Source organism: Dietzia psychralcaliphila (assembly GCF_003096095.1).
GTDB lineage: Bacteria > Actinomycetota > Actinomycetes > Mycobacteriales > Mycobacteriaceae > Dietzia > Dietzia psychralcaliphila.
In genome coordinates, this window is the sequence record NZ_CP015453.1 from 1,066,090 (window position 1) to 1,084,310 (window position 18,221).

Consider the following 18,221-nt stretch of genomic DNA (forward strand, 5'->3'; position numbering starts at 1 on the left):
AGCGCGCCCGTGGACGGTGTTGGTGAGAGCAGGTACCCGGGATCGTCCCCGGGATCGGGAGAGGAGGGTGCGATGCGGACCGCGGTCCTCGACGCCCCCGGCGTGCGGATAGACTCCGGGCCATCGACAGGTGAGGAGTACCGGTTGCCGACCGAGTTGCAGCCCGACGAGTCCGACCAACGCGCCGAACAGTTCGAGGAGTTGGCTATGCCGCTCCTCGACCAGTTGTACGGTGCCGCGCTGCGGATGACCCGCAACCCGGCCGATGCGGAGGATCTGGTGCAGGAGGCGTACGCCAAGGCGTATGCGGGGTTCCATTCCTTCAAGCCCGGCACGAACTTCCGGGCCTGGATGCACCGCATCCTCACCAACGCCTACATCAACCACTACCGCAAGCGGCAGCGCCAACCCGCCCAGTATCCGACCGAGGAGATCACCGACTGGCAGTTGGCGGCGGCGGCCGAGCACACCTCCACGGGCCTGCGTTCGGCGGAGGTGGAGGCGATGGAGCTGTTGCCGGACGACGAGATCCGGTCCGCTCTGGCCCAGCTCCCGGAGGAGTTCCGGATGGCGGTGTACTACGCCGACGTCCAGGACCTGCCCTACAAGGAGATCGCCGAGATCATGGACACCCCGCTGGGGACGGTGATGTCACGCCTCCACAGGGGCCGCAAGCAGCTCCGCGAGTTGCTCCGGGACGTGGCGACCGAGCGTGGCTTCGGGCGTGACAGGACGGAGGGCGCGAAGTGACGAGAGAACACGACCCACGGCTGGATCCGATCGACTGTGACGCCGCCCGGCGCGACCTGTCCCTTCTCGTGGACCTCGAATGCGACGACGCCTGCCGCTCGAGGCTCGAGCACCACCTCGCCGGGTGCCCTCCCTGTCGTGAGCTCTTCCTGTCGGAGCGCCGGCTCAAGGCCAAGTTGTCCCGGTCATGCTGTGAGAAGGCGCCGTCGGGGTTGAGGGAACGACTCATGGTGGAGATCCGGCGCACCACCGTCACCACGACCGACGCAGACGGCACGACGGTGGTGCGCCAGACCACGACCGTCCACCGGCGTGACCCGCACTGACGTCACCGGAGACGACACGCGAGACGAGGTGAGGGGCGGGCACCGTATCGGTGCCCGCCCCTCACTCGGTTCTGATGGTCCGGACTCAGCTGTTCGGACGCTTGCCGTGGTTGGCGTTCTTCTTGCGGCGATCCCGCCTCTTGCGGCCACGCTTGCCCATGGTCGCCTCCTTTCGTCGGTGTACAAGTCTCCCATGGGAACCCCCGTGTGGTTGCATTGAGGAGTCCGGGGGCCGCCGCGTGAGGAAAGCAGAGGAACATCCGTATGACTGAACAGGTCCGTGCCGAGATGGTCGCGAACGTCATGGAGGTCGTCGCAGCCGTCGGCACAGAGGTCGCCGAGGGCGACACGATCGTGCTCCTGGAGTCGATGAAGATGGAGATCCCGGTGCTGTGCGAGACGGCCGGGACCGTCACCGAGGTGGCAGTCGCCCCCGGGGACGTCATCCAGGCCGGCGACCTCATCGCCGTCATCGGCTGACGATCGATCAGACGACGAAGGCCGGTTCCTCTCCCTCGTGGGAGGAGAACCGGCCTTGTCGTTACCGTCAGGTCAGCCGTCCGGTCCGGTCGCGAGCGGACCGCGTACGATCAGACTGCGTACGGGTCAGACTGCGTTCGGGGTCAGACCGCGGTGCGGGTGCGGGCGCGACGACGCTTGAGGGCGCGACGCTCGTCCTCGCTCATGCCGCCCCAGACGCCAGCGTCCTGGCCGGACTCGAGGGCCCAGGCGAGGCACTCGGCGGTGACGGGGCAACGGTTGCAGACGATCTTCGCCTCGGCGATCTGGGCGAGGGCGGGTCCGGAATTGCCGACGGGGAAGAACAGCTCGGGATCTTCGTCGCGGCAGATTGCGTTGTGGCGCCAGTCCATGGGAACTCCTTACGGTAACGAGACCGTTGTCGGGTCAACCGGACACGGGAAGACGCCGCCGACGCGCTGACCTGCGAGGGTCAGTGCGCGGACGTACGTGTTCGTTCACATCCGGCGATGTGGGGGGGGTGTACCCGCTCCGCGGGCTCGCTCCGCGCGGAGCAGCTCCCGGTTAAGGCTAGGCAAACTGTGTGCGTCTGCGCTGTTACGAATGATCGTGCCACGATTCCATGACAAGTCAACCCTCTTGTCGTGCGATGTGGCAAAGGTCACCCGGGTTGTCAAATCGAACCGTAACCGCACACCAGAGGCTGTAATGGGCTAATCGGAGTCCAGTCCACAAGGGTGGTTCGGGCCCGGGTGACGCCGCGACATAGGCTGTGGAGGTGAACGTGAGCCGACCTGACGACCAACGTGCCCCGCTCGATCACTCGGATCCTCGGACGGCGATCCCCACTCCCGTGCGGCTGGCCGGGTGGATCTCCTCCGCCCAGGGACTCATCGGTGTGGGCGTGGCCGTTGCCCTCGCCATCCGGGCGGCGGGAGGCCATAGAGAGGAGACCGTGGTCATCAGTGGCTACGGGACCGCGGTGTGGTTCGCGATCCTCGGCGGCGGCCTGCTCGCGGCCGGTATCGGTCTGTTGCGGGGTCGCCGCTGGGGCCGGGGACTCGTGGTGATCGCGGAGCTGCTGCTGCTGTTCGTGGCCTGGTACGTGGGGGTGGGTTCGGGCCAGTATCTCGCCGGGCTGATCCTCGCCGTGGTGTGCGTAGTCGCGCTGGTCTCGCTGTTCCGCAGGGACGCGATCGAGTGGTACGCCGTCTGACCTGCGCGGCAGAGGCACTCCCGGCGGCTCTCCCGGCGCAGACCGTCCCGGTTGATCCTGCCCGGTTGTCGACCTGAGCCTGTCAGGCGACGAGCTTGTACGCGCGGATCTCCCCGGCGTGGCGTTCGTACAGGATGTCGCCGATCTGCGCGAGCCCCGTGACGCCCGCTCCCTGTGTCGGCGTCCCGGCGAGGCGTCGATCCTCCCGCCCGGAGTCGTGGTCGAGGAGCGCGATCCCGCCGGTGACCGGCACGAGGACCCACTCGCCGTCCGCATGGGCCTCGGGGTCGGGGGACCAGCCCCCGGTGAGGCCGGGACCGGTCGAGTCCACCACCGTCCACGAGTACACCCCGGACGGCCCGTCGAAGGCGTGCGTGGAACGACCGTCGAACCACCTGACCTGATCGCCGTCCCCGGAGACGGTCTCGGGTGACGGGGGCAGAGCCGGCTCACCGTTCAGGACGAGGACGGTCGAGTGCTCGGTGGGGGAGCTGAACCACTCGACGGTCCAGTCGGGGCCCTGGTTCCGGAGTGCGAGGACCCCCTGATCGGTCACCTCGATGATCCACAGGCCGTCGGCACCGGTCGGGCCCGAGGCGATCTCCTCCGGTCTGCGGTTGTCCTCGGGAACGGTCTCCGAGAGCGTCAGTCTGACGGAGTCGTCCCCGGGGCAGCGCTCCGTCACGGCGAAGCGCTCGTCGGTCAGATCGGCGGTCAGGAGGGTGCACCCGGTGCGGGGCTGCATCCCCGCCTCCTGCGGTGCGTCCACGGCCCCGTACTCGACGGTCCGGACCAGGTCGTCGCGCCAGATCTCCAGCCGGTCCGGGCTGAACGCGAGAGCGTGCTTCCACGTACCGGTGAGGTCCATCGAGTCCGGGAACGCGCTCTGCCTGGAGCTCTCGTACACCTGTCGGGTCGGGTCGAGGGCCGTCACGTCACTGCATCCCGAGGCACCGTCGAACGCGGCCACGAGCCGATCGGAGTAGAACGCCCCGGCACAGAACCGGCCGGCGTGCGTGTACGACCAGGTCTCCTCGCCGGATCCCGCGTCGCGTCCGACGAGCGTTCCGTCGGAGGACACGGTGACGAGATTGCCCTTGGTGGTGAGCGGGGGCCCGGTGCCGGCGGACTCGTGCGTCCAGAGCGGCTGCAGCGACGTGGGGGGCTCGGTCGCCGGGCCGTACTCGGGCTGCTCCGATTCCGCGCCACGCAGCTCAGACCGGGCCGCGCTCCCGGAGAAGAGCACGGCGGCCGCCACCAGCACCATGACCACGGCGATGACCCCGGCGGTGACGAGGTCTCGTCGCGTCCTGCGCTCGGGGGGGACGTCGACGAACGGCAGACCGCGGCGGCCGGAACCGCTCCTGAGTGTGCGCACGTGCCTTCCAGGGGGTGGAGGTCGGGTCAGTCCCGGCCGGAGGAGTCGGAGGTCGACGAGGGGCGACGACGTCGACGCCGACGACGCGGGGCACCGTCCCCGGAGGGCGCGGAATCGGAACCTGGGTCACCACCGGCGTCACCGCCGGAGCCGGCGTCGGTGGCGGAGGTTGCCCCGGCGGCAGGGGACTGCGCCTGGGGTGAGGAACCACCGGTCCGGGTGCGACGACGAGCGCCGGATCCGCCCCCGGATTCGCGACCCGATCCGCGGGAATCACGGTCCGCCGGGCGCCGACCGGACCCTGTTCCAGTCGCGGCCCCGACACGACCACCCGCGCCCTCGGGGATGCCGAGCTCGGCGCGCAGGTGCGGGGACGTCGAGTAGGTCTCGGCGGGTTCTCCGTGGCCCAGGCCGAGTGCCTTGTCGATGAGTCCCCAGCGGGGCAGGTCGTCCCAGTCCACGAGCGTGACCGCGACCCCCTTGCGCCCGGCCCGACCGGTACGGCCGATCCGGTGCACATAGGTCTTCTCGTCCTCGGGGCACTGGTAGTTGATGACGTGGGTGACGTCGTCGACGTCGATACCGCGCGCCGCGACATCGGTCGCCACGAGGACGTCGACGTCCCCGGAGCGGAACGCCTTCAGCGACTTCTCGCGCGCGCCCTGGCCCAGGTCGCCGTGGATCGCCCCCACACGGAAGCCGCGCTCGGCCAGGTCGTCGGCCAGCTTCTGGGCCGTGCGCTTGGTGCGGCAGAAGACCATGGTGGCACCGCGCCCGTCGGCCTGGAGGATCCGCGAGACCACCTCGGGCTTGTCCATGGAATGCGCCCGGTAGACGTACTGGGTGGTGTTCTCGTGCGTGGCGCCGGAGTCGGCGGCCTCCGCCCGGATATGCGTGGGCTTGGTGAGGAAGGTGCGGGCCAGGGTGATGATCGGCCCCGGCATGGTGGCCGAGAAGAGCATGGTCTGCCGCTGGTCCGGGACCATTCTGAGCAGCTTCTCGATGTCCGGCAGGAAGCCCAGGTCGAGCATCTCGTCGGCCTCGTCGAGGACCAGGACCTCGACTTTGCCGAGCACCAACTTCGACTGGTTGGCCAGGTCGAGCAGACGGCCGGGGGTGCCCACCACCACGTCGACGCCCTTCTCCAGGGCGTCGGTCTGCTGCTCGTAGGGGGTGCCGCCGTAGATGGCCAGTACCTTGAGCGGGCGGGTCCCCGACCCGCTGGGCGCGGTGAGCCCGGTGGCGGCGATCTTGAGGTCCTGGGTGACCTGAACGCACAGCTCACGGGTGGGGACGATGATGAGGGCGCGCGGCGTGCCGTCGAGCTCCCGGGTCACCTCGCCCGTCGAGATGCGGTGCAGGAGGGGGACACCGAAACCGTAGGTCTTACCCATACCCGTACGGGCCTGGCCGATGAGGTCCGAACCCGCCAGCGCAAGTGGGAGGGTGAGCTCCTGGATGGCGAAGGTGTGGGTGATGCCGCGCTCTCCGAGCGCGGTGACGATCTCGGGTCGGACACCGAGTTCGGCGAAGCTGGGGGAGGAGTCGGAGGACGGGGCGTCGACGACGGCGGTCGTCGTGGCCATGCCGTCGACTTCACTGGTGGTCACGTCTGTAGTGGACAGGGCGGTGCCTTTCTCGTCTCGCGCGCGGGAGGATGGGCCTTCCGATGGTCGGCCTCGGCGAGCGGGGCGCGCGCACATTTCCACGCGGATCCTCGGTGCGGGGTCCGACCTGCGGACCGGGCGCGGGTGTGATCCACGTGCGACCACCCTATCCCGTGACGCCGCGGTACACAGGGTCCGGGCTAGCCTGGGTCCCACGTATCACCGACGACGGCGTGACATGCGCCGACGATGAGAAGGGCAGGCACCGTGGAGGTCAAGATCGGCATCGCCGACAGTAATCGCGAACTCGTGTTCAAGACCGGGATGAACCCGGAGGACGTGCACGCCCGCGTCGAGGCCGCGCTCACCGCGGAGAGCAAGGCCGTGTTGGAGCTGGACGACGAGAAGGGGCGTCGCTATCTCGTGTCGACCGACCGGGTCGCCTACGTCGAGATCGGGGAGTCGGCCCGCCGCGCGGTGGGGTTCCTCTCCTAGGACTCCGGACCGGGTCGGTCCCCGCCCTGACGAGGGATCTTCGACAGTCCGCCCCAGCACAGGGTGACCGTCGTGGAGACCGCGTCGGCGCGGGAGATCGGTCGGCCCGCGTCTAGCCAGTGCCCGGCGCTGACGCGACTCGCTCCCACGAGGCCCACGGCGAGTAGCCGCGACCGGTGCGCGTCGAGCCCGGAGTCACCGCGGACCAGGTCGTGGACGGCGTCGATGCAGCCGTCGGTCGCGCGGTCGAGCTCGCGTCGGACGTCCTCGTCCCCCGACTCGGAGGTGAACACCAGCCGGAAACCGCGGGTGTCGGAATCGGCGTACGCGAAGAACGTGTCCACCGCGGCCTCGACACGACGCCGGTTGTCCGAGGTCGACTCGAGCGCCGCACGGATGCGGCCGAGCAACTCGTCCACGTGATGGCGCAGGACCTCGATGTACAGGTCGCGCTTGGAGGCGAAGTGCTGGTAGAGCACCGGTTTGGAGACGCCGGCGAGGACGGCGATGTCGTCCATCCCGGAGGCGTGGAATCCCTGGTCCACGAACACGGTCCCGGCGGCGTCGAGGAGTTGTCGGCGACGGGCACCGCGGGGGAGCCGGGTCGCCCTGGCACGCCCCGGAGCCGTCGGGGACGGTCCGCCCGGGCTTGTCATCTTCTGGCTCCTGTCCTCCCGGACTGCGAGTCGACAGTCGACCGGGCCAGACGGACAATACCCGCACCGGCGGAGTGCCGGAGAAGGCGACCACCTCAGGATGTGGGATCGTGGTGGCCTTGACTCGAGCCTGACCGGAGCGGACTTGGAGGTGCGCGGATGAGCGACGGCCGTCGCCGGACGTCGGACGGTGTCGACGTCGGGTCCACTTCGCGAGGTGACACTCCGGGCCACGGCGGGGACCGCTCTCCGTACTACCCTCCGCACGGTGAGCCGCTGCGCGCTCCGTGGGATCCGGAGGAGGAGTCGACCCCCGGCCGTCGCCGCTCCGTCCCCGGCGCACGGGACCACCTGCGCAAGCAGAGCCCCGTGGGACGGTTCTTCACCACGTGGGGCTGGCGGGCGTACGCGATCCCGGTGCTGGTGGTGCTCACGGCGCTCGTGATCGCCGACTCCGTGGCGACACCGGGGCCGGACGACACCGGGTCCACGACCGAGGCGGAGGAGACCCCCGCGGTCGTCGGGGGACCGCTCCGGGGAGAGGTGCCACCGAGCGGACAGCTGCCGGAGGGAGGTCCCTTCACCGAGGCCGGCGCGGGGGGGTTCCGGATCGTGCCCGGGGGAACCGACCGCGTCGGGCGCCCCACCGCCGAGCAGTTCGTCTACACCGTCGAGGTCGAGGAGGGCGTCGACACGACGGATTTCGGTGGCGACGACTCGGTGGCCCGGATGGTCGACGCGACGTTGGCCAACCCCAAGAGCTGGACCGCCGACGGGGCGGTGGCGTTCCAGCGGACGTCCCGGGACGAGCCCGCGTTCCGGGTGACCCTCGCCAGTCCCCTCACGGTCCGCGAGAACTGCGGTTACGAGATCGAGCTCGAGACCAGTTGCTACAACCCGTCCACCGGGCGGGTCTACCTCAACCTGGCGAGGTGGATCCGAGGCGCCCGGTCCTTCCAGGGCGACATCGGGTCCTACCGTCAGTACCTCGTCAACCACGAGGTCGGCCACGCCATCGGTTTCCCGAGCCACGAGCCGTGCCCGGCTGACGGGGTCCTGGCGCCGATCATGATGCAGCAGACCTTCGGGGTCTCCAACAGCGAGATCTTCCGCCTCGACCCCGAGGGTGTGGTCCCGGACAACGACGACACCTGTCGGTACAACGCGTGGCCGTTCCCCGACAGTCCACCGGTGGGGCCGTGAACCCCCTGACCGGCGACTCGGCCGGGACGCTCCCCCCGCTGGTGGATCCGGTGCCCGATCTCACCGCGGAGGAGCGCGCGCGCTATTCGCGCCACCTCCTGCTGGGTGCCATCGGTGACGAGGGGCAGCGTCGACTGCGCGCCGCGTCGGTGTTCGTCGTGGGGGCGGGGGGCCTGGGCGCGCCGGTGCTCATGTACCTCGCCGCGGCGGGTGTCGGGCGGATCACCGTGATCGACGACGACGAGGTGGACCTCGGCAACCTGCAGCGTCAGGTGATCCACTCCGTCCCGGCCATCGGCCGCCCCAAGGTCGACTCGGCCCGGGAGCGACTCGCCGAGTTGGCGCCCGGGGTCAGGGTCGAGGCGGTCCACGCACGGCTCGACGCGCTGAACATCGGCGCGCTCCTCGAGGGGCACGACCTGGTGATGGACGGCAGCGACAACTTCTCCACGCGCTACCTCGTCAGTGACGCCTGCGAGATCGCCGGGATCCCGGTCGTCTGGGGGACGATCGACCGCTTCCGGGCCCAGCTCGCCGTCTTCTGGTCGCGCCCGCCCGCGCCCGCGGTCGCCGTCACCCTCCGTGACCTCTACCCGGCCCCGCCGCCCGCCGGTTCCGTCCCCAGCTGCGCCGAGGCCGGGGTGGTGGGCGCACTGTGCGGCACGGTCGGTTCGATGATGGCGATGGAGGCGGTCAAGCTGATCACCGGGGCGGGCCGGCCCCTGCTCGGCCGGCTCGTGTTGATGGACCTCCTCGAGACCACCCACCGGACCGTGACCATCCGGCCGGATCCGTCCCGGACCCCCGTGACCTCCCTGCCGGAGGGCGGAGACGACATCTGCGGGGTCCGACCCCCCGGCACGGACGACGTGCCCACCGTGGCGGCGGCGGACCTCGCCGCCGAGCTGGCGGACGCGGGACCGTCCGGCTCGGTCGCGCCCGTCCTCGTCGACGTCCGGGGTGCCGGGGAGCGGTCCATCGCGATGATCGCCCCCTCCGTCTGGGTTCCGCTCGACTCGGTCGCCGAGGACGCCGCCGACCCGACCGGGGTCCTCGGGCGCGCCGCGGCCCGGGGACCGCTCGTCGTGTACTGCAAGTCGGGTGTGCGTTCGGCACGCGCGGCTGCGACGTTGGCCGTGGCGGGTTTCTCCGGGGTGCGGTCGCTCGAGGGCGGTATCGAGGCCTGGACCCGCGACGTCGACCCGTCCCTGCCCGGCTACTGACCGGTGGGGTGGGTACGGTGAACGACGTGAACGACGTGACCGTCCCCGACCACGTCCGCGGCGCCTTCGGCGTGGTGGCCGGCGCGGCCATACCCGTTGTCGCCGGTTCCGGGACGGGCTGGCTGGTCGCCGCGCCGGGAACCCCCGTCGTCTTCCGGCCGGTCGTGGACACTGCCCTGGCCAACTGGTCCGCCCGGGTACGGGAGGAACTCGACGTCACCGGTCTGCGCGTGGCACTGCCGGTGCGGTCGACGGACGGCAGGCACGTCGTCAGCGGATGGCGAGCCGACCGGGTGGTCTCCGGACGCCCCGAGGCCCGCGCCGACGAGACCATCGCCTGGTCGGCCCGGATCAACGCCGCGCTCGCGGGTGTCGACCGGCCACGCCTCGCCCGGCGCCCGGCCACCCGACCGTGGACGGAGACCGATCTGTTCGCGATCGCCGAGGCGGCGGCGTGGGACGGGGACCCCGAGCTCGACCTCGGCCCCGGCATGGAGGACCGGGGGACCCCCTTCGCCACCCACCGCGCGGCCGCGCTGCTCGGCGCGACGGGGCTCATCCGACTCCGTCGGCCGGTCGCCCCGGCGGCGGGCGCCGGGGTGGTCCACGGTGATCTCGCGCGGGGCCTGCTCTTCGACTCGTCGGACGAACCCGCACTGACTGATGTCGTCCCCTACGCCCGCCCGGCCTCGTGGTCGGCCGCGGTCGTCGCGGTCGACCACCTCTCGTGGGGGACCGTCGACAGCGGAGTGCTGGCGCGGTGGCGTCACCTCGACGACTGGCCGCAGATGGTGCTGCGCGCGGCGGTGTTCCGGTTGGCGGTGCACGCGCTGCACCCCGGGTCCCGGCCGGCGGCGATGGACGGACTGCAGGCCATGGCCCGGACCGTCGAGGAATACGTCGGCGACCCGGACGCATGAACCCCCGCTCCTCGCGAGCAGGTACCCCCTCGGGCGCACTGGCGTTCCCCGTGGTGGCCCTGGTCGGTGTCGTCCTCGTCTCGCTCAACCTCCGTACCGCCGTCACCTCCCTGAGCCCGCTGCTGGGTGTGATCGACGCCGAACTCGGCCTCGGCACCGGGGGCATGGGACTGCTCGGGATGGTGCCCACGGCGATGTTCGCCCTCTGGGGCGTGCTCACCCCGATAGTGCTGCGTCGGATGGGCCTGGAGCTGCTGACCGTGCTGGCCATGGTGGCTGCCGCGGCCGGCCAGGTCCTCCGGGCCCTCGCCCACGACCCGTGGGTGATGGGGGCGGGATCCCTCGTCGCACTGGCCGGGATGGGCATCGGCAACGTGGTGGCACCACCGCTGGTCAAGAAGTACTTCCCCCGGCACGTCGCGGCCGTGAGCATGGCGTACATCACCGGTCTCCAGCTGGGTACGGTCGTGCCCGCACTGGTGGCGGTCCCCGTGGACGAGGCCGCCGGATGGCGGGTCTCCATCGGGTGGTGGGCGGTTCTCGCGATGGTCGCGGCGGTGCCCTGGATCGTCGTGATCCTGCGGAGCGGCCCGACCACCGCCGGGCCGCCCCCGGCCGGGACCGGCGGCGCGGCCGAGTCGATGCAGCGGATCCGGCCGTGGCGTTCGCCCGTCGGGGTGGCCCTCGCGCTGTTCTTCGGGACCAACTCCCTGTGCACCTACGCCTTCTTCACCTGGCTCCCGGCGGTGGCGGAGACGATCGGCATGACCCGGGCCGAGGGCGGACTCGCACTGGCGGTGTACTCGGCCATCGGTCTGATAGCCGCCCTGGTCGTCCCCTGGACGGCGGGCCGTTTCGAGGACCCGTACCCCGTCGTCGTCGTCTCGGTGCTCTGCTACCTGGCCGGCTTCGCCGGCCTGCTCTGGGCGCCCGGCGCCGCACCGTGGCTGTGGATCTGTCTGCTCGGGGTCGGACCAAGTACGTTCCCGCTCTGTCTGACGCTCATCAACCTCCGCACGCGCACCCAGGCCGGTTCCGCCGCCCTCTCCGGGTTCTCGCAGGGAGTCGGCTACACGGCGGCGAGCCTCGGCCCCATCGTCTTCGGCCTCCTCCTGTCCGGTCCCGGGCTCGGCGGGGGTCTGGCGTTCCTCACGGTGGTCCTCGCGGTGATGTGCGTGGTCGGCCGGATCGCGTGCCGCCCCCGGATGCTCGAGGACACCCTGCGCTGACGCCACCGGTCCCGTGAACCGGATCTCCGGCCTCCGGCCTGTCGTAGGGGTGTGGTCTCATCTAGCCGTGACACAGTCCGCAGCACCGACCGCCGGAGCGCCGCACGCCACCCGCCCCGCGGGGGTCGCCCCGCCCCGCCGGTGGCCACCCGGGCTCGACGACCTGGTCGGGCGGGACTGGCGGCCCCGGCCCCCCGGTCGTCAGGACCGCTGGGTGGTGCGCGGCGGACCGGGGAGTGGGAAGACCACCCTCGTCGCGGACGTGGTCCGCGCCGCGGTGACGGGCGGAGTGGGGTTGGACGGCGTCCTGGTCCTCACCGGGTCCGCCACCGCCGGGGCCGCACTCCTCGAGGAGGTCACGCGCGGGCTCCCGCCGGACTCCGTCGTGGGCACGGACGCCCCCGTCCGTACCGTCCACTCCCTGGCCCACGCCGTGGTCCGGCTGGCGGCGGCCCGGGTCGACGCGCCGCCGCCGCGGCTCCGGACAGGCGCCGAGCACGACGCCCTGGTCCGGGAGACCCTGCTGGGCGAGGTGGCCGACGGTGCGCCGCTGTGGCCCGAGCAGCTACGGCCCGCGTTGTCCGCCGTCGGCTTCGCCCGGGAGCTCCGTGACCTCCTGCTGCGTTCACTCGAGCGTGGGATCGGCCCCCGGGAACTCGCGCGACTCGGACGTTCGGCGGGCCGACCCGCCTGGGTCGCCGCAGCGGGGTTCTTCCGACGGCACGAGGAGCAGATGGCTCTGCGATCCGGACTGCGGGGTGGCGAGTCCGACGTTCCCGAGGCCCTCAACGCCGCGGAGCTCGTGGGGGCGGCGCTGGACGCGCTGACCGCGGACCCGCAGCTCAGGGAGGTCTTCCGATCCCGTCGGCTGGTGGTGGTCGACGACGCGCACCACCTCGACCCGCTCGCTGCCGAGTTCGTGGCCGCAGTCGGAGGTGGAGCGGACGTCCTGCTGGTCGTGGAGGACGGGGACCAGTCGGTATTCCGGTTCCGCGGTGCGGACGGCGGTCTCGCCCGGGCGGTCGTGGACCAGGGCGGCCGGGCGGTGGACCTGCACGTGGGGCACCGGATGGACCCCGCGGTCGCGGCGGTGGCGGCACGGATCGGCTCCCGCCTCCCCGGGGCGGCCCGTCACCGACCCCGTGAGGCCGCTACGGGATCAGGGCCACGCGCGGTCGGCGCGGAAGGCTCGGTGACGGTCACCGTCGCCCGGTCGGCGGCCGCCGAGGCCGCCGTCGTCGCGGACTTCCTGCGTCGGCGTCACGTGCTGGACGGTGTCGACTACGGGGAGATGGCGGTGGTCAGCAGGTCGCTCCCCGGGGTCGTCGACGCCCTGCTGCCCGCCCTCGACGCGGCCGGCGTCCCGGTGGTCGACGCGGGCGCCGAGCTGCCCCCGGCGCACGACCCCGTGGTGGCGGCCCTCCTCCTGCTGCTGCGGTCGGCGCTCCGGGGTGCCGACGGCACGGACGCGGAGCACACCCTCGCACTACTGTCCGGCCCCATCGGTCGAGCCGATGCCGTGGCGATGCGTCGGCTGCGGCGCGGGATCCGCCGCTCCGGGATCGGTGGCTCCGAGCCGAGTGCGGAGACTCTCCGCGCCCTCGTCCTGGCCGAGGGGGACCCGGCGCCGTCCGGTCTCACCGCGGTCGAACTCGCACCGGTCACCCGCATCCGGCACGCCCGGACCGCGGTACTGGACTCGCTGCGGGCGGGCGGGACCGTCGAGGAGGTCCTCTGGGCGGCGTGGTCGGGCTCGAGGATGGAGCGGCGGCTCGTCCGGCAGGCCGTGGCAGCTGATGCGTGGTCCCGTTCGGCGGACCGGTCCCTGGACGCCGTGGTGTCCCTGTTCGACCACGCGGCGGACTACGTGGACCGCGTCCCCGGGGGCTCCGTCGCGCTCTTCTGTGAGGTGGTGTCGAGGGAGGACCTCCCCGCCCCCCGACGGGCCGACACCCGCGCTCGTGGCGGGGCCGTGAGCGTGCTGTCCGCCCACGCCTCGGTGGGCAGGCAGTGGCGCTCGGTGGTCGTGTGCGGGGTACAGGACGGGATCTGGCCGGCCCCTCGCCGCCGTTCGGGGTTGCTCGGGGTCGACGAACTCGTGGATCTGACGGAGGTGGCCGGCGACGGGCCGCTCCCGTCAGAGGCCGAGCGGGCGGTGTCGTCCGCCACGGCCCGGGCGGCAGAGGAACGACGGTTGTTCTACGTGGCCTGCTCCCGTGCGCGTAGCCATCTGCTCGTGACCGCGGTCGAATCCCCGGATGAGGGCGACGTCGCCCCGTCGCGGTTCGTCGACGAGATCTCGGACCTCGCCACCACGGACCTCGCCGCGTCAGGTGGCGACCCGGTCGGCGCGGACGGGCATCGTCTGGGCGCCGCGTCGCCGGCCACCACCCGCTATGCCCCGACGGTGTTCACGGTGCAGCACCTGGCCGTGGATCTCCGGGCCGCGCTGCTCGATCCGTCCACGGACCCGGCGGACGCCACGCACGCCGCGGGGCTCCTGGCAGGGCTCCGTGACGCCGGGGTCGGGGAGGCGGACCCCGGGGCCTGGTACGGCTCGAACGGACCGTCCACCGCGGCGCCCCCCTTCCCCGCGAAGCCGGGCGAACCGGTGGTCGTGCTCTCGCCGTCGGGATTCGGTGCGCTCGAGGAGTGCCCGCTCCGGTGGTTCCTGCAGAAGGTCAGGGGCGATTCCTCAGAGGCGGGGTCGGCGGCGCCCCTGATCCGGGGTTCGGCGGTCCACGCGCTCACCCAGGCGGTCGAGGGCGGTGTCCCCGAGGACGCACTGCGGACGGTCGTGTCCCGCCGGGCCGATGCGCTCACGCGTGCCCGCGGTTGGTTCGCCGAGCGCGGCGCGGAGTCGATGGTCGGCATGGCCGAGACGTTCCGCCGGTGGCGCACCGACACCCGGGACGTCTACACGACCGCGGGAGTGGAGGAGGCGTTCACCTTCGACGTACGGGGCGGGGTGCGGATCCGGGGGCGGATCGACAGGCTCGAGGCGACCCGCCCCGGCGAGGTGGTCCCGGTGGACGTCAAGACCTCGTCGGCGGCAGTCTCCAAGGCGGTGGCGGCGACACATCCGCAGCTCGCCCTGTACCAGCTGGCTGTATCGCAGGGCGCCGTCGAATCCGCCGCGGGTCGCGCGCCCGGGGGCGGACTCCTGCTGTACCTCGGGGGCAGGGAGGGCCGTATGCCCACGGAGCGCGTCCAGGACCCTCTCGGCGGCGAGGCGGCGGACGCGCTGACCGATCGCGTGGTCGAGGCGGGCCACGCGACGGTGGGGCCGTCCTACACGGCCCGCGTGGGACAGTGGTGCGACCACTGCGACGTCCGGTCCAGTTGCCCCGCCCGGTCCGAGGGTCGGCAGGTGATCGGGTGACCCCGGCGACGAGCCCCGACGGCATCGCCGACGCGCTCGGTGTCCACCGTCCGACCCCGGAGCAGGCGGCGGTGATCGCCGGCCCCGCCGAGCCGACCCTCGTGTTGGCCGGCGCGGGTGCGGGCAAGACCGAGACCATGGCCGCGCGCGTGGTGTGGCTCGTGGCCAACGGCCATGCCCGCCCGTCGGAGATCCTCGGGCTCACCTTCACGCGCAAGGCCGCCCAGCAGTTGTCCAGGAGAATCCGGCGACGGCTCGAGGCGCTGGCCGGGAGCCCGTTGTGCACCGGTCCGGGAGCGGACCCCCGGATCGCGGAGTCGATCCGCACCGAGGATCCGCAGATCTCGACCTACCACGCGTTCGCGGGCACTCTGCTCGGGTCCTACGGACTGCTCGTCCCGGTCGAACCGGATTCGCGGCTGCTCACCCCGACGGCTGCGTTCCAGCTCGCGCACGACGTCGTCTCGCGGTGGGAGTCCCCGCTCGCCACGGGGTCCTCCGCCGCACAGGTGACCCGCGATGTCCTGGCCTTGGCGGGTCAACTCTCCGAGCACCTCGTGTCCACTGATGACCTGCGGGCCCACCCCGATCTCCTCTCCACCCTCGTCGCGACCCTGCCCGGTGGGCCCGGCCAGCGCGCGGCCCCGACGAAGTGGCTCGACGAGGCCGCCACCGTCCAGGGACACCGTGACGAGTTGGCGGATCTCGTCGACGCGGTCGCCGCGCGGATGCGCGAGGAGTCCGCGCTGGACCACTCGTCGCAGATGGCGCTCGCCGCGACGGTGGCCCGCGATCACCCCCAGGTCGGCGAGGCCGAACGTCGGGCGTTCCGGGTGGTCCTGCTCGACGAGTACCAGGACACCGGTCATTCCCAGCGGGTCCTGCTGACCTCCCTGTTCGGCGGAGGTGCGGGCCCGGTCCCGGCGGTCACGGCGGTGGGGGACCCGATGCAGTCCATATACGGGTGGCGGGGGGCCTCGGCCTCCAACCTCGACCGCTTCCGGGACGACTTCCCCCGGCCCGGGGGGCAGCAGTCCCACCTCCGCGAGCTCACCACGTCGTGGCGCAACCCTCCCGAGGTACTCGCACTGGCCAACCGGATCACCCTGCCGCTGCGGGACCGCCCGGGTTCGGTGCCGGTCCCGCAGCTGCGAGCGCGCCCCGGGGCCGGGCGCGCGGACCTGAGGATGGCGGTGCTGGACACGGCGGAGGCCGAGCGGGACTGGCTGGCCGACTCCATGGCGTCCCGGTACCACGCGGCGGTGTCGGCCGGCCGTGTCCCGACCGCCGCCGTCCTGGTCCGGCGCAACAGCGACTCCGGGCCGATCGCGGAGGCGCTGGAGAAGCGCGGTCTGCCGGTGGAGGTCGTCGGGGTGGGCGGGCTCCTGGACGTCCCCGAGGTGGCGGACGTGGTCTCGCTGCTCACGGTGGTCGCCCGTCCCGGGGCCGGTGCACCACTGGTACGCCTGCTCAGCGGCTCCCGGTTCGCCCTGGGCGCTGCCGATCTGGCTGCGTTGGCCAGACGGGCGTCCGCGCTCTCGCTCCGTCGCCCGGTCGACGCCGGGGGAGCGTTGTCCCGCGTCGAGGAGCTCGAGGACGTCCTGGACGCCATCGCCCGTGGCGAGGAGACCGACGCCGCTGGACTCGCGGACGCGCTCGCCGATCCGGGACCCGAGGGTGACTACAGCCCGGCCGGAGTCGCCCGGATCGCCGAGCTCTCCCGCATCATCGCAGCGCTCAGGGCCAGGTCATCCGCGCTCCCGACCAGGCTCGTGGCCGCGGCGGAGCAGGCGCTCGGTCTGGATGCCGAGGTGCGTCTGCGGGAACGCGCGGGTGGTGGAGAGGCGCGCGAACAGCTCGACGAGCTCCAGGAGGTGGCGGCCGGGTTCCGGGCGGACCGGGGTTCGGGTCTGGACGCCCTCCTGGCGCACCTCGACCTGGCGCGCACCGTGGACGGCGGGCTCGCCCGGGGTGAGGTCGCGGCGACGCCGGGTCGGGTGCAGATCCTGACCGTGCACTCGGCCAAGGGACTGGAATGGGAGATGGTCGCCGTGCCCCATCTGTCGGTCGGGGTCTTCCCGTCCGACCGGGCGCCCCAGACCTCTGTGCGGTCCGCCACCCACCTCCCCGAGGAACTGCGCGGAGACCGGGAGTCCGGGGACAATCCCGGCGGGGTGCCGGTGCCCCGGCTCGACGACGTGGCAGACCGCAAGCTCCTCGAGGCCGCGCTCAGGGGCCACATCGACCGCGTCGCACGGCGTTCCCTCGACGAGGACCGACGACTGTTCTACGTGGCCGTCACCCGCGCGGAACACTCTCTGCTGCTCTCGGCGTCGCACTGGCACGGGAGCGGTTCCACACCCCGGGGGCCGTCGGAGTTCCTCGACGAGGCCCTCAGGTCCTGCGGGGGCCCCGAACCACTGGGGGAGATCGACCACCTCGTCGTCACACCCTCCGCCACCAACCCGGCCACCTCGTCGGTGGTGGAAGCCACCTGGCCGCGCGCGGCGGCATCCGACCGCAGGTCCGCGGCCCACGCCGTGGAGACGGCCGACCCGGTGGACCCGGAGGCCGACCCGGCCCCCGATCACGGCGCCGCCCGTCATTGGCACCTCGTGGCGGCGCCACTGCTCGCGGACGCTCGCCGAGCGGCCGAACGGCGCGACGCGGTGGTCCTCCCACGGCGACTGACCGCGGGCGAGGTGGTGGCCATGGCGACCGACCCCGACGCGTTCGCCGACCGACTCCGCAGGCCCGTGCCGTTCCGGCCGGACCGGTTCGCCCGGCGCGGCACGCGGTTCCACCTCTGGCTGGAACACCGCTTCGGGGCCACCCATCTGCTCGACATCGACGATCTCCCCGGCGCCGGGGACCAGGGCGCCGTGGACGGGTTGTCGGAGGCGGACCTCGCGGCACTGCAACACGCCTTCGAGACGTCGCGATGGGCGCGACTGACACCGGAGGCGGTGGAGGTGCCCTTCGAGGTGGGACTCGGAGAGCATCTGCTGCGTGGCCGGATGGACGCGGTGTTCGCCGACGGGGACGACTGGATCGTCGTGGACTGGAAGACCGGGCGGGTGCCTGGTGCCGGGGAGTTGCCCTCCGTCTCGCTCCAGCTGGCGGTCTACCGCTACGCGTGGGCGAAGGTCGTCTCGGCGAGGCTCGGTCAGCCGATCGAGCTCGGCAGGGTCCGGGCGGCCTTCCACTACGTTCGCGACGGAAGGACGGTCGAGCCGACCGATCTCCCCGACGCGGACGAACTGCTCCGGCTCCTCTCCGCCGGTCCGGGGAGAGGCCGGTTGTTGTCCGACGGAGACCGATAGGCCACGATGGTCCCGGTGACCCCGACGATCGAC

General features: G+C 72.2%; 16 protein-coding genes. 11 read left to right on the forward strand and 5 right to left on the reverse strand.

Annotated features, from left to right (window positions below; translation table 11 throughout):
* The first annotated feature begins 72 nt into the window (after positions 1-72).
* Positions 73-750, forward strand: a complete 678-nt coding sequence (locus A6048_RS04780; RefSeq protein ID WP_107748550.1) for a sigma-70 family RNA polymerase sigma factor — start codon at positions 73-75, stop codon at positions 748-750.
* A complete protein-coding gene (gene rsrA / locus A6048_RS04785; protein WP_107748549.1) occupies positions 747-1,076 on the forward strand; it encodes a mycothiol system anti-sigma-R factor in 330 nt (109 codons plus the stop codon). The genes A6048_RS04780 and rsrA overlap by 4 nt, the downstream gene beginning before the upstream one ends.
* A gap of 85 nt (positions 1,077-1,161) precedes the next feature.
* On the opposite strand, the gene A6048_RS18875 is transcribed toward rsrA, so the two are convergent.
* Positions 1,162-1,236 (reverse strand): 50S ribosomal protein bL37, encoded by a 75-nt coding sequence (locus A6048_RS18875; protein WP_370650909.1) that lies wholly within the window; start codon positions 1,234-1,236, stop codon positions 1,162-1,164.
* A gap of 104 nt (positions 1,237-1,340) precedes the next feature.
* On the opposite strand from A6048_RS18875, the gene A6048_RS04790 reads away from it, so the two are divergent.
* Positions 1,341-1,556 carry a biotin/lipoyl-binding carrier protein gene (locus A6048_RS04790; protein WP_017836613.1) on the forward strand — a complete coding sequence of 72 codons (216 nt, stop codon included), beginning with the start codon at positions 1,341-1,343 and terminating at the stop codon, positions 1,554-1,556.
* 143 nt (positions 1,557-1,699) lie between these two features.
* On the opposite strand, the gene A6048_RS04795 is transcribed toward A6048_RS04790, so the two are convergent.
* The gene (locus tag A6048_RS04795; protein ID WP_107748548.1) at positions 1,700-1,948 is read right to left on the reverse strand and encodes a WhiB family transcriptional regulator; all 249 of its coding nucleotides are present in this window, start codon (positions 1,946-1,948) and stop codon (positions 1,700-1,702) included.
* Positions 1,949-2,340: 392 nt separating this feature from the next.
* Between A6048_RS04795 and A6048_RS04800 the strand changes: the two genes are divergently transcribed.
* Complete coding sequence (locus tag A6048_RS04800; RefSeq protein WP_235027638.1) at positions 2,341-2,772, forward strand: hypothetical protein; 432 nt, start codon at positions 2,341-2,343, stop codon at positions 2,770-2,772.
* Positions 2,773-2,854: 82 nt separating this feature from the next.
* Here the strand turns inward: A6048_RS04800 and A6048_RS04805 are convergent, their stop codons facing one another.
* The gene (locus A6048_RS04805) at positions 2,855-4,150 is read right to left on the reverse strand and encodes an Rv3212 family protein (RefSeq protein WP_107748546.1); all 1,296 of its coding nucleotides are present in this window, start codon (positions 4,148-4,150) and stop codon (positions 2,855-2,857) included.
* A 26-nt stretch (positions 4,151-4,176) separates the two neighbouring features.
* Positions 4,177-5,736, reverse strand: a complete 1,560-nt coding sequence (locus A6048_RS04810; RefSeq protein ID WP_107748708.1) for a DEAD/DEAH box helicase — start codon at positions 5,734-5,736, stop codon at positions 4,177-4,179.
* 288 nt (positions 5,737-6,024) lie between these two features.
* Between A6048_RS04810 and A6048_RS04815 the strand changes: the two genes are divergently transcribed.
* Positions 6,025-6,252 (forward strand): DUF3107 domain-containing protein, encoded by a 228-nt coding sequence (locus A6048_RS04815; RefSeq protein ID WP_107748545.1) that lies wholly within the window; start codon positions 6,025-6,027, stop codon positions 6,250-6,252.
* Here the strand turns inward: A6048_RS04815 and A6048_RS04820 are convergent.
* Positions 6,249-6,908, reverse strand: coding sequence for a TetR/AcrR family transcriptional regulator (locus tag A6048_RS04820; RefSeq protein ID WP_107748544.1), 660 nt, complete (start codon positions 6,906-6,908; stop codon positions 6,249-6,251). The two genes, A6048_RS04815 and A6048_RS04820, sit on opposite strands and share 4 nt — an antisense overlap.
* A gap of 159 nt (positions 6,909-7,067) precedes the next feature.
* On the opposite strand from A6048_RS04820, the gene A6048_RS04825 reads away from it, so the two are divergent.
* From A6048_RS04825 to A6048_RS04850, 6 genes are all read left to right on the forward strand, one after another.
* A complete protein-coding gene (locus A6048_RS04825; RefSeq protein WP_107748543.1) occupies positions 7,068-8,111 on the forward strand; it encodes a DUF3152 domain-containing protein in 1,044 nt (347 codons plus the stop codon).
* Positions 8,108-9,334: a ThiF family adenylyltransferase gene (locus A6048_RS04830; protein WP_235027639.1), complete on the forward strand. Its 1,227-nt coding sequence runs from the start codon at positions 8,108-8,110 to the stop codon at positions 9,332-9,334. Before A6048_RS04825 ends, A6048_RS04830 begins: the two co-directional genes overlap by 4 nt.
* Before the next feature lie 26 nt (positions 9,335-9,360).
* Positions 9,361-10,254: a TIGR02569 family protein gene (locus A6048_RS04835; RefSeq protein WP_244911056.1), complete on the forward strand. Its 894-nt coding sequence runs from the start codon at positions 9,361-9,363 to the stop codon at positions 10,252-10,254.
* The gene (locus tag A6048_RS04840) at positions 10,251-11,483 is read left to right on the forward strand and encodes an MFS transporter (protein WP_107748541.1); all 1,233 of its coding nucleotides are present in this window, start codon (positions 10,251-10,253) and stop codon (positions 11,481-11,483) included. The genes A6048_RS04835 and A6048_RS04840 overlap by 4 nt, the downstream gene beginning before the upstream one ends.
* Before the next feature lie 67 nt (positions 11,484-11,550).
* The gene (locus A6048_RS04845; RefSeq protein WP_244911057.1) at positions 11,551-14,865 is read left to right on the forward strand and encodes an ATP-dependent DNA helicase; all 3,315 of its coding nucleotides are present in this window, start codon (positions 11,551-11,553) and stop codon (positions 14,863-14,865) included.
* Positions 14,862-18,188 (forward strand): ATP-dependent DNA helicase, encoded by a 3,327-nt coding sequence (locus tag A6048_RS04850; RefSeq protein ID WP_107748540.1) that lies wholly within the window; start codon positions 14,862-14,864, stop codon positions 18,186-18,188. Before A6048_RS04845 ends, A6048_RS04850 begins: the two co-directional genes overlap by 4 nt.
* Positions 18,189-18,221 lie beyond the last annotated feature (33 nt).

What these genes read in the sequence shown, in the direction of transcription:
- A6048_RS04790 (WP_017836613.1), top strand. Translation starts at nt 1,341, where the DNA reads ATGACTGAACAGGTCCGTGCCGAGATGGTCGCGAACGTCATGGAGGTC.
- A6048_RS04795 (WP_107748548.1), bottom strand. Translation starts at nt 1,948, where the DNA reads ATGGACTGGCGCCACAACGCAATCTGCCGCGACGAAGATCCCGAGCTG.
- A6048_RS04820 (WP_107748544.1), bottom strand. Translation starts at nt 6,908, where the DNA reads ATGACAAGCCCGGGCGGACCGTCCCCGACGGCTCCGGGGCGTGCCAGG.
- A6048_RS04810 (WP_107748708.1), bottom strand. Translation starts at nt 5,736, where the DNA reads ATGGCCACGACGACCGCCGTCGTCGACGCCCCGTCCTCCGACTCCTCC.
- A6048_RS04780 (WP_107748550.1), top strand. Translation starts at nt 73, where the DNA reads ATGCGGACCGCGGTCCTCGACGCCCCCGGCGTGCGGATAGACTCCGGG.
- A6048_RS04840 (WP_107748541.1), top strand. Translation starts at nt 10,251, where the DNA reads ATGAACCCCCGCTCCTCGCGAGCAGGTACCCCCTCGGGCGCACTGGCG.
- A6048_RS04825 (WP_107748543.1), top strand. Translation starts at nt 7,068, where the DNA reads ATGAGCGACGGCCGTCGCCGGACGTCGGACGGTGTCGACGTCGGGTCC.